Here is a 14,357-nt window from a genome sequence, read left to right on the forward strand (position 1 = left end):
GCGCGCCTCGGGAGGGAACTCCCACATAGGGGACCGCACAGTTTCGTCAGCAGCACCCTTGAATGCTGCTGCCCAGTCGTACGCGGGCGCTTCATCGAGTTTTGGCATGGCCTACCGCTCGTCTGCACTGGGGACGTTGTAGCTCTTTAGCACCCTGAGTACCGGCTTGTAGTAGCTCACGTTCCGGCCCTTGTTCTTGCCCTTCTTGACCGTGTACTCCACTAGTTCAAGGGCCAGGTCGGCCAGCGCGGGGCCATCGATCTCGGCTAGGTCGTTCTCGTATTCATGTAGAACGCTGGCCATTACCCAACTGCCGGACTGAAACCGGAACTTCCCAAGGTCGGGGTCATCCGCGAGCCTGAAAGTGAGGCTGATCGATGGTGTGGGCCCCATGAAGTCCCGCGCCGCCGCCTTGCGCTCAGCGAACAGCTCGGGACAATGGCACGGCTTTCCCTTACGGTCGTCCGGAGACAGGTAAACGGAACCGTCGCAATGATGGACCAGCTTGCTCCGATTCCAGAGCTTCATATCGGCGTAGATCGCCTCTGGTCCCTCCAGGATGATCGGCACCGATTCACGGTCGGTAAGTACATCGATGCAGTGTTCGCCCGTCGCATCCGTCTCGACTGGCTCGCCCCCGAAGAGTCGCGCGACAGCCGCAGCTACCTCGGGGTCGCCCGTCGAGATGCGCCATTCGGAGAGCGCTTCGGGAGCGCCGCCCACCTGGCGCCCGGAGTGGAAACGCCCAACCGTGTCATCGGTGAATACCTGGCGCGGCTTCGGCTTGGCGTCCGGATCGGTTTCGAAGATCGTAAGTAGTGACATGCATGCCCTTCGTCGCCATGGATTGGAAAGGGGCGAACACAAGGGACTGGCACCGACTCACGTGAGTCGGTGGTCTACCTTGCATCCGCCCCTAAGTGCCCTAGAGCGCGCGGGTTGCCGCTACTTGCTTCGGCGCTGAGTGCCGGTCACAAGATCACCTGTCCTTGCGGCGATCGGTGCACCGACGACCTTCTTTGACAGCTCTCGATCCCAGTCGAAAACGCGCCTCAGCGCGAGGAACACCGAGAACACTTCCGCACCAATGCACACTGGCTTGAACGCCCATCGGTCCGGGGTGATGTGCAGCACGGCCGCGCCGTCAAAGGTCGGCATGGGCTCACTCGTACCGTCCGGCGCAATGATCCTGTCGGCGTTGGCGTAGGCGCTCATCTGTAGTGCCACGTCCGCATAGGTGTCTTTGCTCGTCTTCCAGTCGACCATCAGCAGATGCGGAGTGCCGGACCGGTCCGGTGTCGGCTTTCCCTCATCGTCCAGCCACACACGCACTACCGCGTCGAAAGACCCGGCATAGTTGTGCTCGTCGCTCCATGCCACATCTTCGGCCCGCACTAGCTGAGGGTTCACCGCATCGAGAAACGCCGCGAAGTGCACCCGATACGGCTCAAGGTCCGGGTGCACCTTTCCAACGTAGGCGCCACGAATCATCCGCTCGAAAAGGTCGTGCGCGTCGGAGCCCACATCGGCCCGGAGCTTGGTGTACCTGCGGGCCGCACCCTTGAGATAGTCGATTGCCCCCTGTCGGTCACGTTCGGCCATTTGCGCGACGAACGGCAGCGAGTCAACCGCGAGTTCAGCGGTCATGCGCGCGTACCAGAAGTTCAGGAACGGCTTAGGGAGCATAGACACCACGGACGTGACGCCAGGGGCCTTGATCTCTGGCCGCTCCGGGTGAATGTAGAAGCGGCTGCCGCCGCGCTGAATTGTGCGTACGCGTCCCACGCGTGCCCCCTTCGGGTAGGTGTGCTGTCACCTACCGGGGAGCGTGAGTGTTGCCGTGTCCCCGAGAGCCGCTGTATGGCTGCCTGCGGGCATGAGAGAGCCCCGTCCGACCACTAGGGCCAGACGGGGCTAGAAGGCTCCCTGGGGGCGCTCAGGGTTCCATAGGTCCTCTTGTGCGCGCATCCCGCGCAGCTTGTGCCGCCTTCTCCGCCTTCTCCGCTTCCTCAAGAAGGGCTGCCGCCACCTCCCGTGCCCCCTTACTGGTCAACTCAATAACGATCTTCCGGTCGTAGTCTTCACGATCGTTGATGTAGGCAGTGAGGGTGACAGTGTCGAGAAAACCATGAACTTCACTCCGCTGCGCACGAACCGTAGCCATGCGAGCCCTACGCGCCTTCTTCTTTCTCACCGGGCGCCCCCCAAAGCAGTCTTCACTCGAACTCCTCTCCTAGGCACCGACTCACGTGAGTCGGTGGTCCGCAAACGGGAAACCCTGCGACTCAGGTTGGAGAGTGCGGCGCACGTGGCGCGCAATGGCGCTCATACATGCCCCTTCTTGTGTCGTTCGGCAGCGAGAGTGGTCACGGCGCCGATATGGGCACCTTCCGGGCTACCGCTGTAAAGTGCCTCATTGCGCTGCATCACGCATGTGTCGCACACCGGTTGAGGCGCGGAGCGCTTGACGGCTTCCGGGTCGGGGTTCGGGTTATGCCTTGCCTTGCCATCGACAAGCACCGCGTCGGGCGGGTACCCGGTTTCAGGGTCGATCCGAATCGTATTCACGCACTCAGGGCATGCAGTGAACCCCCGCTTACAGTTGACGCACGCCATAAGCGCAAGATAGTCGCCGGTCATCGTTCGCCCTCTTCTTCGTCGTCGCGCTCTTCGAAGGTCACATGCGTTTCCATGTCATCGCTGAACACATGGACAGTGCCCACACCAGTAACGCCGTGCAGCGTGATGCCCTGAGACTCCGCGCGTTCCTCAAGAGGCTGCCCCAGGTCCCACGCGGCCCGTAGCCTGTCGATGTGCTCTTGCGTCCAGCGTGCGCACAGTTCAGCCGCGAAACGCGTACCGGAGTGCTTCGCCTTTGCTGCGAACCGTTCGTCAGCTTCCTTACTCAGCGTCAGCGTCGCGAGAAGTCCGTTCAGTTGCTCGTACGAGATATCCAGCGTGATGCGCCTCATGTGCCGCTGGTCGCTGTTGTCTGCGACTCCCACAACTCCACCTCCTCACCAGTGACTCACGTGAGTCACTGCCACCCTTATGGGGAAGCCTCCGGGCCTTTGCTGTGAAGAGCCGGAGGCTTCCCGTGTGATCAGCCGTTCCTTACGCCTTGAGTTCCTTGCGGAGCGTGGACAGCAGTGCCGTCAGTTCGTCCAATGCTTCTTCTTGTTCTTCGGCGTTCTCGATGGCCTTAATCTCCTTAACGTGCTTCTTCCATGAGTTCTTCATCCTCTGGAGGTATGCCGCACGCTTCTCCTTGGGGCTCTTCTCTTCCGTGGTGCCGCCGCCCAGCGTTTCGGCAGCTTCTTCCTCGGAGAGTTCGCCCGCCTTTACGGCGTCCTCAACCTTCTTGCGCTCAAGTGCCTTCTTCTCGCGGGTGGCCTTCGCGATCTCGGCGCGAGTCTGCTTCGGCAGGGCCTTGCCTGCCTCTTCGTAGTGCTTGAAAACTGCCTCGGACGGCTTGAGGTCCGGGTAAGCGTCAAGGGCCTTCGCGAACCGCTTACGCTCCTCAAGCGTTTCGGGGGTTTCCTGGTCAAGTGCTCGAACGTAGCCGACCACCACGTCCGTCATCGCGTTACGGACATCCTTCTTGATATCCCCGATCGCCTCACGGATGATGTCAGCCGTTTCGTCCGTACCCTCTTCCGGAAGCCCCTTGAGAACCGCGTCATAGACCGCCGAAGCGGCCTTCTTGGCTTGGTCGCTGCGGGCGGTAAGGTCCGGGTCGTCATCCTTGTCAAGAATGTGAGTCCGAATGTCGAAGATCGCTTCGGCCACCTCCTTACCACGCGCGAACTTCTGCGCAGCAACTTCCTTTACCTTCTCGGCAGCCGCAACGATCCGATCGGGCACACCCTCAGCCTTCATGAAGTCCTGAGTACCCTTGACAACGATCTCCGGGTCCTTCTTGGAGCCCTTTGCATCAGTCGGCTTCTTCGCGTCCGCCTTCGCCTTCTTGGCGTCCTTCTCCGCCTTCTCCGCCTCAGCGCGAAGCTTCGCCTTGATGGCGGCAGCACCGGTTCCGGTGATCTTGGGGATTGCGGCGTTAATACCCTCCGCCAGTTCCTTGGCGGAATCGTCCTTACCCTCAGCGATGAGCGACCGCAGACGCTCAATGTCTGCCCGGATTTCCTCGGCGGCCTTCTCTTGTTCAGCCTTCTTCATCGGTGCGTTCTTCGCGGCCATGGCGTCCGTCTCCGTCTTCTCTTCGGCGGTGCCGGTAACAGGCTTTGCTACTCGGCGAGTCACGGTGCGGTTCAACCCCGGAATCGAGACCTGTTCCTCGGCGATCTCAACCGGGCCGGTAGGGACCAGCTTGCTGCACTTGATGCAGAGTTCAAGGTGGGGCTTCTGCTCATGCGCCTGCCCCCACGAGCGAAGGGGAGTCTTCGTGCGCGTCGGACAGTAGGGGACGTTGCGACCATCGGCGTCAACGTCCTTGATGGCGTGGATAGCCCCGGTGCCGGTACCCGCACTGCCGACGCGGACGTCTCCGCGAACCTCACTCAGCTTGAGCTTTCCAGCCATCGTCATACTCCCCGCATCCTTCTCGACTCCGCTCCGTGCGGCGCCGTGCGGGGCCAACCATGGCACACGCGCGCGCGTGCGCGCAAGGCACCGACTCACGTGAGTCGGTGCCCCGAAACCAAGAAGGCCCCCTACCTGCACGGATGCAGATAGGGGGCTCTTGTGTTCGAGTGCCATCGAGTCAAATCAGTTGGTCTGCAAGGGAGTTGAGGTCTGCGACGGTTCCCATGTTGGCAATCGTCACGTCGACCGGGTATCCGTCTAGCTCCGTCTCGCTCACGTGGCCGGGGCCCCTATCCCGCACTCCGGGACGGGTGACTCTGACCATGCGGAACCCAGCGGCGCGCAGCGCACGCGCTTCGTTCTCATAGCGGCAATCGGTGACTACGACAGGGAGACTCCACATGTCCGCTACGGCGATCTTGTCGAGTGCGATGCTGAGCCAGTATCCGGGCTCTTGATCCCGTACGGCATGGCCGACCCGCTGTAGCGTTCGGCGGACCTCGGGGAAACGATTCTTTGCTTCTTCCCAACCGTGCCGCTTGATGATCGCGCCGAGACGGACGGGAAGGGGGCCGTATCCGGTCGGTTCGTAGGTCACGATGGGGTCAGCACGCAAGACCAGCTCCTTGAGTGGGTCTGCGAGAGCCACGCGCGTGTAAGCGTGTCGGCCGACCAGTCGAGCGGCAATCGTGTCCTTTCCGGCCCGTGCGCGTCCGATAAGGGCAATGTGCGGATATCCCATGGCGTTAGCTCCCGTGGCGTGCGACTACTCCTGTCGTAGGCCACGGGAGCGCCCGCGTTGCCTACTGTCGGTACCGGGAAGCGAGACCGGCAGTCTCAAGCGCGTCCACGGTCTTGCCGTTCTCTACTCGCTGCACCGCCTCACCAGTACCGAGAACCGCCGCAGCGACACCCAGAATGAGCGCGGACGGCAGTGACGGCACGTAGTGCGCAACCAGCGCGAGAACGGCCACTAGAACGGCGTACAGCCGCGTTGCGTGCTCCTTGGCAAAAGTCATGCGCCAACTCCTTTTCATGTATACACAGGGTGAGATTCGCCCGGTGGCCGGCATCCGGCTAACCGGGTCAGAAACGGACATAGGTGGTTCCGCGGTACTGACGCAGCGTGATTACACATGAGGCACCTTGAGCGCGTCCCACTGCCTCTTTCCGGGCCATCCGTCGCAGTAGGCGGGCGCGTCTCCTAGTTTGCGCTGCCACTTCCGGAAGCTCTCCCGATCGGCGTTAGTCCACTGAGGTCCGGGGCCGGACCGGTAGGCGGAACACCCCTCCGCTACGAGACGCTTACCCATTGCCGTAACAACAGGACTCTTAGGGTTCCTCTTAAACCAGGCAGCACCCGGGAACGGCTGATATACGGGGGTTCGCTTCGGCTGAGGTCCGGGAATTTTGAGACGCTGACCGGGACGGATGAGATACGGGGCCCGAATACCGTTGAGGCTCGCAAGGTCCTGCCAGCGCACGCCAAGCTTGGCCCCGATCCGGGTAAGAGTGTCGCCAGACCGGACGGTATAGGCGCCTGCCGAATCTCCCTTCTCGTCGGTCGCACCGGGCTCCAACGTGCCCGACCGAACGAGCGTGTAGAGCGCCGCACCGGGGCACTCGGTTGCGTAACCGTCCCGGTGGCCCCGAATTTCACTACCGGCCCCGCCGTGCCTTCGTAGGTAGGCAATCGCGTCGCGAATACCGTCTACCTGCGCCTTCGTAGGCACTGTGTGCCCCGCACTGCCGACGAGCGCCAGGACCGCGTAATGATCCCTGTTCAGACCCGCGTTTCCGTTCGCTGCACACTGCACCCCGGCTCCGCGCCCCTCGAAGACGTAGCCATGTTCACAGACGGCAACCGAATAGGCGATATCCGCCCAGCCCTGCCCATCCATGTGACTGTTCTGAATGCGGCGCACATAGGCGGCGCAAGTCGAGTGCTCACCGACTTCGTACCGGGTGCCGAGATAGTGAACCTTGACGCCCCGGGTCTTCGTTATCGGCGGATGAATGTTGGTGGGCTTACGCGCTCCCCATGCGGCGCGACTGACGAATTCCACGCGTGTACCTCCGTGAGAAATAGGAAGCCCCGCCGGGCGTATCCCGACGGGGCGGACCACCGACTCACGTGAGTCGGTGCTTGGTGGTCTAGGTGGCTCTACTGGCGTATTAGCGGCTCAGCAGCTCCGCAATCTGTGCGCGTAGTTCTGCGTTCTCTCGCCGCAGTGCGCGAACCTCAGCGTGAAGGTCGGCAAGCTCCTGTGACTGCCGCTCGACCTTGCTCCTGTACGCTTCCGCCTCTTCCTTCCATGACGCTTCCATTCCGGCGCGAAAGCGCCGCAGTGAGATTGCCAGGAATACAGCGAGCGGGATCACAACTTCGGCCACTCGATACAGGCGGTCTATGTCCATGCCTCACCCCTCAACCGGGGTCAGCGCCCCATCGATGCGCGGGTTGCCGTCGTCTGATTCCTCTCGGTAGGTTCCCAGTGGAATACCTACCGAGATCGTGGGGAGGCCCATTCCGACCGTCAGGGATTGGCCGTTGAATGTCGCGCGTTTGTTGACTCGATAGAAAATCGCGATGTGCTTGTATACGGCCTCATCGTCGAATCCGACAGGCTGAGGGTGAATCCATGAATACGCAACGTTGCGAGTCCATCCGTTTCCGGCGGAAGTGCGATCTAGAGTGATCTCCTTTGTTCGACCACCGGTAATGCCGCACTCCAACCAAAGCGTCACCGACACATCAAGCGGGCCGCTCGTCCCCCAAGGGATGTGAAAAGGGATCGCGCAAATGACCACCGGCATATTGAGTCCGGTGGTATTGATGACTCCTAGCGCGTGGGTGGTCGATCCGGCTGGACCTTCAAGGGAGGGGCTTTGCATCATTCCACTTGGCAGCCTTTCATTCACGCTCCCAAGTTGCGGCTTCCGCTCAAGCGCGTTCAGGCGTCTTTTCAGATCGTTGATTTCAGCGACCAGCGAAGGCGGCAAAGTGTTAGCTTGGATTGGCAATGAAGGCCTCCCGACTGGCCAGACTGAGCGACACGGTTTCCCCGCCTGTGGTATCGACGTCCACGCGCCGTTCCGTGATGACGAACTCATCGAGCAGCGCGACATAGCCCCCGGAGTCGACTACTACCGTCCCTACGGCGCCAGGAATGAACTGACTGGGAGAGAAGCCGGGGTAGAGGGTCAGTGTCGGCACACCGATTGGCTTCCTGCCCAATGTGGCGATTGCCGCCGCCTTCGGAATCAGCGAAGCTGTCGTCTTCGTGTCTGAGTACGTCGCTACCGACACCATGCGCGGGGTGTCGAGCGCGGGATTACTTGAGGAAGCGTAGGGCTTGGCGCCGCTTCCTAGGTCTGCTCCGAACGCGTAAGCGTGGGTGGTCAGTTGGGTACCGTCGTAGCTCACATTCGTGGCGTTGCAGTTCGCGCGGTGCTCAAGCTGAGGAAACGACAGGGAACCTCGCTGCGAGATGCGGAAGTGATGCCCGACGCGGCTCCCCTGTGTGTGCCAGAAGGACTCGTACCGGAAATCGAATCCGGTAATGTCGTCTGCCATTTCGTCAATTGCTTCGGCTATGCACTTGAATTCATAGAACGACCACGACCGTGTGCGGACGCGCCCGGTGTTCGTGATAGTGGAAGTGTCCGTCCCGATGCCGCCGTTGGCGTTGGCGTAACCAATCCATTCCCTGAGCAAAACGGCTTGATCCGTGCTCTTCCGCTTGTATCCCGCCTTCGCATCTAGGTACCGGCGCCCGTAGTAGGAGTGGTAGCCGGACGCGTTGAGCGTCAACACACCTTCTCCAAGGTCCGCCGACGCGCCCCAGAGAACGCCACCCCACACCGGTTCTCCGTCACGTAGGACGACCAGGCCACTTCCACCAGGGGTGAGCGACCCCGCGTCCGCCTCGGGAGCGAACAACGGCATACCTACCGTGGCGTCACCCGCAGCGTTAAGAGTTTCAACGTACGAGAGTCCCGTCACGGGCAGCGTGGTGACCACGGCGCCTGTCCGTAGGTTCGTCTGCACGACTGCATACTCGGCGTTCGGCACTACACCCACCTGTTCCGCCACGTGAACGTAGCCACGGTGGCTCGGCTTGTCGCTTCGCTATACAGCGCTAGCCTGTGCTCTCCGAAACGGTATTCAGGCCACGTGGAACCCGGAGTGATGCGGTGCTCAAAGGAGTTACCCGCGTCGCTCCGGACCGTGCGTGCCGCCGAGTCAATAGTGATGTTCCCGCCGTACGTGAGCCCAAAGAACTCCCCCGTTATCTCGTTGGTCAGTCTGCAATTCGACGCATTGTCGAGACGAATGACAGGCAGGGCAGGAATCGAACCCAACTGCGTGAAACTGAGCTTCGGATCATTCCCTCCCCACGGACTAGAGAGCGTGCGTGTTTCCAGCGCATCGCCATAGATGTGCGGGTCGGTGGCGAAGAACTCCACCACGACATTGCATACCCGGTGAGCGAAGTTCAGATCGAGCGGCGCGCTTCGCTTGCGCACCCGCGCGTTGACGAACGCCGTCCGGTCCGCCCCAATACCGGGAAACCGGAAACGCAATGGTCGCTCAGGCTGAGCGGGGCGGAACGCCGCATACACGGCACTCAGCGCGTTGGTGAATTCGGCGCGGGTTGCCCCATAGACCTCCAATGTCAGCGTGACGGCGCGGCCGTCCATGTAGTCGTCACCGGGATAGAGGCCATGCCGCTGCACAAGCGTCAGGTCAGACGTGCGCATGTCCGGCAGGGACAGGAGACCATCAACCGCAACGAGCGAGATTGCGGAATCGGGCACCCCCATGACAAGCCCCCGGTATTCGCACGTCCAGTCGCTCAGCTCCACAACGCCCCCCTTTCTCTCATTTGGGGCACCGACTCACGTGAGTCGGTGCCCCGTTGCTCACGTGAGTCGGTGATCCGTCAGCGCGGCGCGACTCGAAGAGCCCACGCGACTTCCCGCCCAATCGCGCGGGGGTCAGCCGTGCTCGTGACGTTCACGGTGACGTTCCCCCCGGGTCCCGCCGCATGGTTCGGGATCACGGTGGATTCACGGGGCAGGGACACCCATTCCGGACCACGTTCACCTACGCGCGTCCAGCCGCCCGTAGGGCCACCCATGGCGCGAATTCGGGGAATCGGATTCTTCGGCAGGTTGATGCCGACAGGGCCGATACCGATTCGATCCGGAATCGCGCGGTTCAACAGGTCGATCACGCCATTAACGGAGTACTTGACTCCGCGCCCAACAGCCTTGCCGATATCCCTTCCGAAACTCGCCACCTTGGAGAGCCCTTCTCCCAAAGTGGAAATGATGCGCCTTCCGATATCCTTGCCCGCTCCGCCGATCTTCCCGAGATGCGCGAGCATTCGCCCGGGTAGGCCACGGATGAAACCGACAACGGCGTCAATGCCTTCCCGCGCCTTGTCTTTCACCCATCGGAATGCGGCTGCCGTCTTCTCCTTGATCGTGTCCCAATGCTTGATGAGCAGACCGGGGCCGGTGAAGTTCAGGAACAGGTCCTTGAGCCAGCGGAATACCGCCTTGATCTTCTCCCAAACCCATTCCCACGCTGCGGCAGTCCATTTCTTGATGGTGTCCCAGTTGGCCAGAATGAGCGCAGCGAGAGCGACTACGGCGGCAATGATCCACGCGACCGGGCCCATGGCGGCAATCCACGCTGCCGCCATCTGCGCACCGGTAGCCAGTGCGGCAAGGCCGGATGCGACAAGCGGCGGGATGAGCGTGATCAGGAGAAGTGCGGCAATACCCGCGATCAGCGGGCTCAAGGGGCGCCAGTTCTGCATAATCCAAACTGCCGCGTCAATGACGCCCTTCGCGGCAGCGACCGCAACGTCAAACGCCGACGCGATGCCCCGAAATGCTGCTTCAATCTGCGGCTTATGGTTCTGCACCCAATCCCCGAACCGGGCCGCTAGGGTCCCTAGTTTCTCAGCTAGTTTCGTCGCGAAGTCGAGTAGCCCCGCTTCCGCAATGGCGATCATCAGCCCTTCGAAAGCGCTTTGAAGCCGCTTGACTGCCCCGTTGAAACCTTCCATCTGCGTCTCAGCGACGCGCTTTGCCGTGCCCCCGGAGTTATCTAGTTCATTCGTTAGTTTCCCCAGAGCCTTAGAGCCCTGGGAAACCAGCGCTTGCATGGCAGGGCCAGCCTCAAGGCCAAAGATCGCCATCATGTCGGCGGTGTCGGCACCGGATTCCTCAAGCTGCCGCACAATGTCGACCAGGGGCAGCAGCTTGCCGTTAGAGTCGGTCACCGACACACCAAGCTTGTTCAGCGTGTCGGAAACCTCACCAGTCGGTTTCAGAAGCCGTGCGATAGAACCGCGAAGCGCCGTGCCCGCCTCCGAACCCTGGATGCCCGCGTTACCGAGAAGACCGATAGCGGCAGACGTTTCGGAGAATTTGAGACCCGCACTCGATGCAACCGGACCCACATATTTAAAGGACTCGCCCAACATGGCGAGGTCTACATTGGCGCTCGTGAACGTCTTCGCGAGAATGTCATTTACGCGGCCAATGTCCTTCGCTTTGAAGCCATAGCCGGAAAGAATGTTGGAAGCGGTGTCCGCAGCTTCGGCGAGGTCAAGACTTCCCGCCGCTGCAAGGTCCAGAACGCCCGGGAGGGCGTCCATGGTTTCCGTGGCATCGAAACCTGCCATGGAAAGGAACCCCATGGCTTGCGCGGCCTCATTCGCGCTGTACTGCGTGGTGCTGCCCAGTTTCTTGGCAAGCGCCGACATCTCGTCAAACTGCTTGCCCGTCGCCCCTGAAACCGCCTTGACCTTGTTCATGGACGATTGAAAGTCGCCGCCCATCTTGAGGGCAGCACCGGCCGTTGCGACGATCCCGCCCCCGGCCAGTGCCATTCCCCGTTTGACAACCGCGCCGACCTTGTCCCCCACCGTCCCGAAACGGTTGGTCGCGTTCGCCGCCCGGGTGAGATTTCGCTGTAGGTCTTCTATATCGGCCAGCAGCCGAATGCGAATAGGTCGAGCCATGGCACCCCCCAATGCCTAGCAGGGCGCCACGCCCTTATGTCATAACTGGCGTCCGTCGCTCACCTGGCGCGGCTCTTCCTCGTTGGGCGGCGCGTCGCTCAGAGCGCTTCTGTTCCTCAAGGTCACGCGACATGGCGTCGCACAGTGCGGTGAAGTCCCGCAACTTCATTGCCTTGAGATCAGACATGGTGACGCCGCGAAAGTGCCCGACAAGCCGCGCCATCGTCACTACGCGACGGCTGCGGTAGGGTCCGGCTTCTCGTCCTGACTCAGCGAAATGATGAGGTCCCCTGCATCCTCAACGGAGAAATCGGGGTCGGTACGCCGCTTCACGACCACGGCGATTGCCCGCAGAAACCTGCCCTTCTTCATGTCCGGGCGAGACATGGTGTCCAGCGGCGCGTCAATGACCTCTTCAATGGTTTCGATCTCGGCGATGGTTAGATCATCAATGTCAACGGAAATCCGCTCACGCTCAGCCATGTATTTAGCTCTCCAATCGGTCGCGCATGACTTCCGCCATGCCTTCTGTGTAGGTCTCGTGTGCCTCGTCGTACTTCCGTCCGGCAGCCCAGCGAAGGAAGGGGCGCGGACGAATATTGCGTCTACGCCAACCCCAGTGCAGGGGCCCGGCATACGGGACCCGCGCGGCAGACCCGGCCTTGACAGACGCATCACTGCGGGACGCGAGAGCACCAATGGAACGCCGCAGCTTGCCGCTCTTCGTCGGCACGGCCCGCAGCGACTTTGCTTCGGCGGCAACGAGCTTGGCCACGTCCTTGTTAACGTCCTTGACGCGCCGATCAAGCTCGCTGTCCCGCAGCCGCCGCATGGCCTGTTGCAGCTCCCGTAGCCCCTCAACGCGAATCGTGAAGCGGGAACGGCTCACACGGTCACCCTTCGTTCGGCGGGACCCATCCCGGGACGGGCTCCGTATAGGTCACCTTGATAGCCGCGCCTCCTGCCCCGGGGTCGAGAATCCGGAACGGGAGATTCATGGTCGTCACGTCGTCTACAGACGCTTCCGGGCTCTCCCCCGTGAACTGAATGGCAGGGCATTCAACGCTGAGCGACGTGTGCGGCGTCAGCCCCTCAAGGTCGACGCGGAGACCCAGCACCGCGCCACTCAGGAAGTCCTCATACAGCGGAACGGATGCATCCGTGAACTCCCCCTCCATCGTCCCTTCGTACGTGGGTACAGCCGCCCGCACGGGCCGCTTCTTCAACGCCGTACCCCGCAAGAAGCGGCGGTCCGTCTTCAAACCCCGATCGCCGGTCAGCTCGAACTTTCCGGCATCCACGCCGACGGATACGCCGCCCCGGTTGAGGGTGATAGCCGTACGCGACCAGTCGTAGGGGCGCCCACCCTCCGGGTACTGCGGAGCTATCTGCTCCCCGGGCACCCTGGTGTGCGCTACGTCCTGGAAATCGAACCCAACCGTGACCGTTACGGGGTTCTCTACTTCAGCGGAGAGCGTGAATTCCTTCGCCATGCAGCCCACATGCCGGTAGGCGACAGGCGTGCCCTCAGCGGTCGGCCGGACCATCTGCGCAGTGAATGACGGGGAATCCATAGTGGCGGCTGTCTCGAAGACGTGCGTACGCACTCCGTCAACGGAATCCGAGAACGTGTAACGGTCGAACGCCGCCCGGAGAAGGTCTGCCGCTCCCACGTCAAGTATGTCAACTTCTAGTTCGCCTTCGCCGCCCATGTTGATGATGTTCCGGCGGTCGGCACGTGCCGTCTGCATGCCTGCCCGGAAACCGACAGACTCGATGAACTCACGTGCGACTTTCCATGAATCGGCCTTGCCTTCGTAGCCGGTTATGGCCGTAGCGGCACTTCCGTATTCGGCCTCTTCGCCAATCCCGATAGACGCGTCTAGCGCCATGATGCCCCCTGTCTATGTGACGCGCCCGCGCACCCGCACGCGGACACTCAGCGCGCTGTAGGCGCCGTCGGTCGTCTCGGCTGTCTCGACACTCACCGACTCCGGGCGCACGTCGATAAGCCCCGGAACGGACCGGCGGTCAAGTGCCAGACATGCGACCGTTACGCAGTCTCGGAGACGGTAGGCGGCACGTTCCGCATCCAGCGGCCCGCCGGGTGAGATCACAACCCCCTGCACGTCCATGGCACCGGTCACCGATAGCGGCTTCGCTGCGCCCGCACGCATACCCACGGGTTCACTCTCGTCGGTGGTCGTCTCCCCGAACCACATTTGAGAACGCCGATCAGCCGCCCCAGTCTGCGCAAAGGTGCATTGCACCCCGGCAGGAGTGGACCGTTTCAACTCCTCGTAAAGTGCGAGCTTTACGTCAAACATCAGCGCCATGCGACCACCTCACAGGACAATGAATGGAAGTCGCACGCGATACCGGTTCAGATGCGCGTTAACCTCGGGAAGCGAGGTAGGGCGCCACGGTCCGCCCGCTTGCGCAAGCTGGATCGTTCCGAATTCGCTTTGCATCTGTAGCGCCCGATCCGGCACGCGAGAGACGAGATCGAGACAGAACTGTCGGGCGAGTGTACGAACGCACCATCGGATCGTTTCCGGCGGCACGTCACCCCCCTCCCACTTGCGACCGCAGTAGCTCTCGACAGTTTCAATCGCATATGCGAGTGCGGCTGTCAGCGTCTCGTCTGAAAAGAGCGACGCGTCATCCATACCGTCCAACGCACGAACCTCTTCCACGGTCGCGTAGGACATGCGCACCCCCTCACTGGAGGGGCACCGACTCACGTGAGTCGGTGCCCCGTTAGCTGTCGCC

19 protein-coding genes are annotated in these 14,357 nt (G+C 61.9%); all 19 read right to left on the reverse strand.

Annotation, left to right across the window (positions count from 1 at the left end; all coding sequences use genetic code 11):
* Positions 1 to 111: 111 nt before the first annotated feature.
* On the reverse strand, positions 112 to 825 hold the full coding sequence (locus tag FNX44_RS00100) for a recombination directionality factor (RefSeq protein ID WP_143645676.1): 714 nt from the start codon (positions 823 to 825) through the stop codon (positions 112 to 114).
* Between the two features lie 120 nt (positions 826 to 945).
* A complete protein-coding gene (locus FNX44_RS00105) occupies positions 946 to 1,785 on the reverse strand; it encodes a hypothetical protein (RefSeq protein WP_143645677.1) in 840 nt (279 codons plus the stop codon).
* A gap of 151 nt (positions 1,786 to 1,936) precedes the next feature.
* The gene (locus FNX44_RS00110) at positions 1,937 to 2,194 is read right to left on the reverse strand and encodes a hypothetical protein (protein ID WP_143645679.1); all 258 of its coding nucleotides are present in this window, start codon (positions 2,192 to 2,194) and stop codon (positions 1,937 to 1,939) included.
* Between the two features lie 131 nt (positions 2,195 to 2,325).
* The gene (locus FNX44_RS00115; RefSeq protein ID WP_143645681.1) at positions 2,326 to 2,640 is read right to left on the reverse strand and encodes a hypothetical protein; all 315 of its coding nucleotides are present in this window, start codon (positions 2,638 to 2,640) and stop codon (positions 2,326 to 2,328) included.
* Positions 2,637 to 3,005, reverse strand: coding sequence for a hypothetical protein (locus FNX44_RS00120; RefSeq protein ID WP_143645683.1), 369 nt, complete (start codon positions 3,003 to 3,005; stop codon positions 2,637 to 2,639). The genes FNX44_RS00115 and FNX44_RS00120 overlap by 4 nt, the downstream gene beginning before the upstream one ends.
* Positions 3,006 to 3,114: 109 nt before the next feature.
* Positions 3,115 to 4,539, reverse strand: a complete 1,425-nt coding sequence (locus tag FNX44_RS00125; protein WP_143645685.1) for a hypothetical protein — start codon at positions 4,537 to 4,539, stop codon at positions 3,115 to 3,117.
* A 181-nt stretch (positions 4,540 to 4,720) separates the two neighbouring features.
* Positions 4,721 to 5,284, reverse strand: coding sequence for a deoxynucleotide monophosphate kinase family protein (locus FNX44_RS00130; protein WP_143645687.1), 564 nt, complete (start codon positions 5,282 to 5,284; stop codon positions 4,721 to 4,723).
* Positions 5,285 to 5,345: 61 nt separating this feature from the next.
* On the reverse strand, positions 5,346 to 5,561 hold the full coding sequence (locus FNX44_RS00135; RefSeq protein ID WP_143645689.1) for a hypothetical protein: 216 nt from the start codon (positions 5,559 to 5,561) through the stop codon (positions 5,346 to 5,348).
* A 111-nt stretch (positions 5,562 to 5,672) separates the two neighbouring features.
* Positions 5,673 to 6,443: a peptidoglycan-binding protein gene (locus FNX44_RS00140; protein WP_228449490.1), complete on the reverse strand. Its 771-nt coding sequence runs from the start codon at positions 6,441 to 6,443 to the stop codon at positions 5,673 to 5,675.
* Positions 6,444 to 6,717: 274 nt separating this feature from the next.
* Positions 6,718 to 6,960: a hypothetical protein gene (locus FNX44_RS00145; RefSeq protein WP_143645693.1), complete on the reverse strand. Its 243-nt coding sequence runs from the start codon at positions 6,958 to 6,960 to the stop codon at positions 6,718 to 6,720.
* 3 nt (positions 6,961 to 6,963) lie between these two features.
* Complete coding sequence (locus tag FNX44_RS00150; RefSeq protein ID WP_228449485.1) at positions 6,964 to 7,545, reverse strand: hypothetical protein; 582 nt, start codon at positions 7,543 to 7,545, stop codon at positions 6,964 to 6,966.
* Between the two features lie 4 nt (positions 7,546 to 7,549).
* Positions 7,550 to 8,638, reverse strand: coding sequence for a hypothetical protein (locus FNX44_RS00155; protein ID WP_194362466.1), 1,089 nt, complete (start codon positions 8,636 to 8,638; stop codon positions 7,550 to 7,552).
* A complete protein-coding gene (locus FNX44_RS00160; protein WP_323368975.1) occupies positions 8,617 to 9,411 on the reverse strand; it encodes a phage tail family protein in 795 nt (264 codons plus the stop codon). Before FNX44_RS00160 ends, FNX44_RS00155 begins: the two co-directional genes overlap by 22 nt.
* Before the next feature lie 77 nt (positions 9,412 to 9,488).
* A complete protein-coding gene (locus FNX44_RS00165; protein WP_143645698.1) occupies positions 9,489 to 11,585 on the reverse strand; it encodes a phage tail tape measure protein in 2,097 nt (698 codons plus the stop codon).
* A 228-nt stretch (positions 11,586 to 11,813) separates the two neighbouring features.
* On the reverse strand, positions 11,814 to 12,068 hold the full coding sequence (locus FNX44_RS00170; protein WP_143645700.1) for a hypothetical protein: 255 nt from the start codon (positions 12,066 to 12,068) through the stop codon (positions 11,814 to 11,816).
* A gap of 4 nt (positions 12,069 to 12,072) precedes the next feature.
* Positions 12,073 to 12,474, reverse strand: coding sequence for an HK97-gp10 family putative phage morphogenesis protein (locus FNX44_RS00175; protein WP_143645702.1), 402 nt, complete (start codon positions 12,472 to 12,474; stop codon positions 12,073 to 12,075).
* Between the two features lie 4 nt (positions 12,475 to 12,478).
* Entirely contained in the window at positions 12,479 to 13,477 is a 999-nt protein-coding gene (locus FNX44_RS00180; protein ID WP_143645704.1) for a phage tail tube protein, read from the reverse strand.
* A gap of 12 nt (positions 13,478 to 13,489) precedes the next feature.
* The gene (locus FNX44_RS00185; protein ID WP_143645706.1) at positions 13,490 to 13,921 is read right to left on the reverse strand and encodes a hypothetical protein; all 432 of its coding nucleotides are present in this window, start codon (positions 13,919 to 13,921) and stop codon (positions 13,490 to 13,492) included.
* Positions 13,922 to 13,930: 9 nt separating this feature from the next.
* Positions 13,931 to 14,296, reverse strand: a complete 366-nt coding sequence (locus FNX44_RS00190) for a phage gp6-like head-tail connector protein (RefSeq protein WP_143645707.1) — start codon at positions 14,294 to 14,296, stop codon at positions 13,931 to 13,933.
* Positions 14,297 to 14,357: the final 61 nt, after the last annotated feature.

The organism is Streptomyces alkaliterrae (assembly GCF_007097205.2).
Classification (GTDB): domain Bacteria; phylum Actinomycetota; class Actinomycetes; order Streptomycetales; family Streptomycetaceae; genus Streptomyces; species Streptomyces alkaliterrae.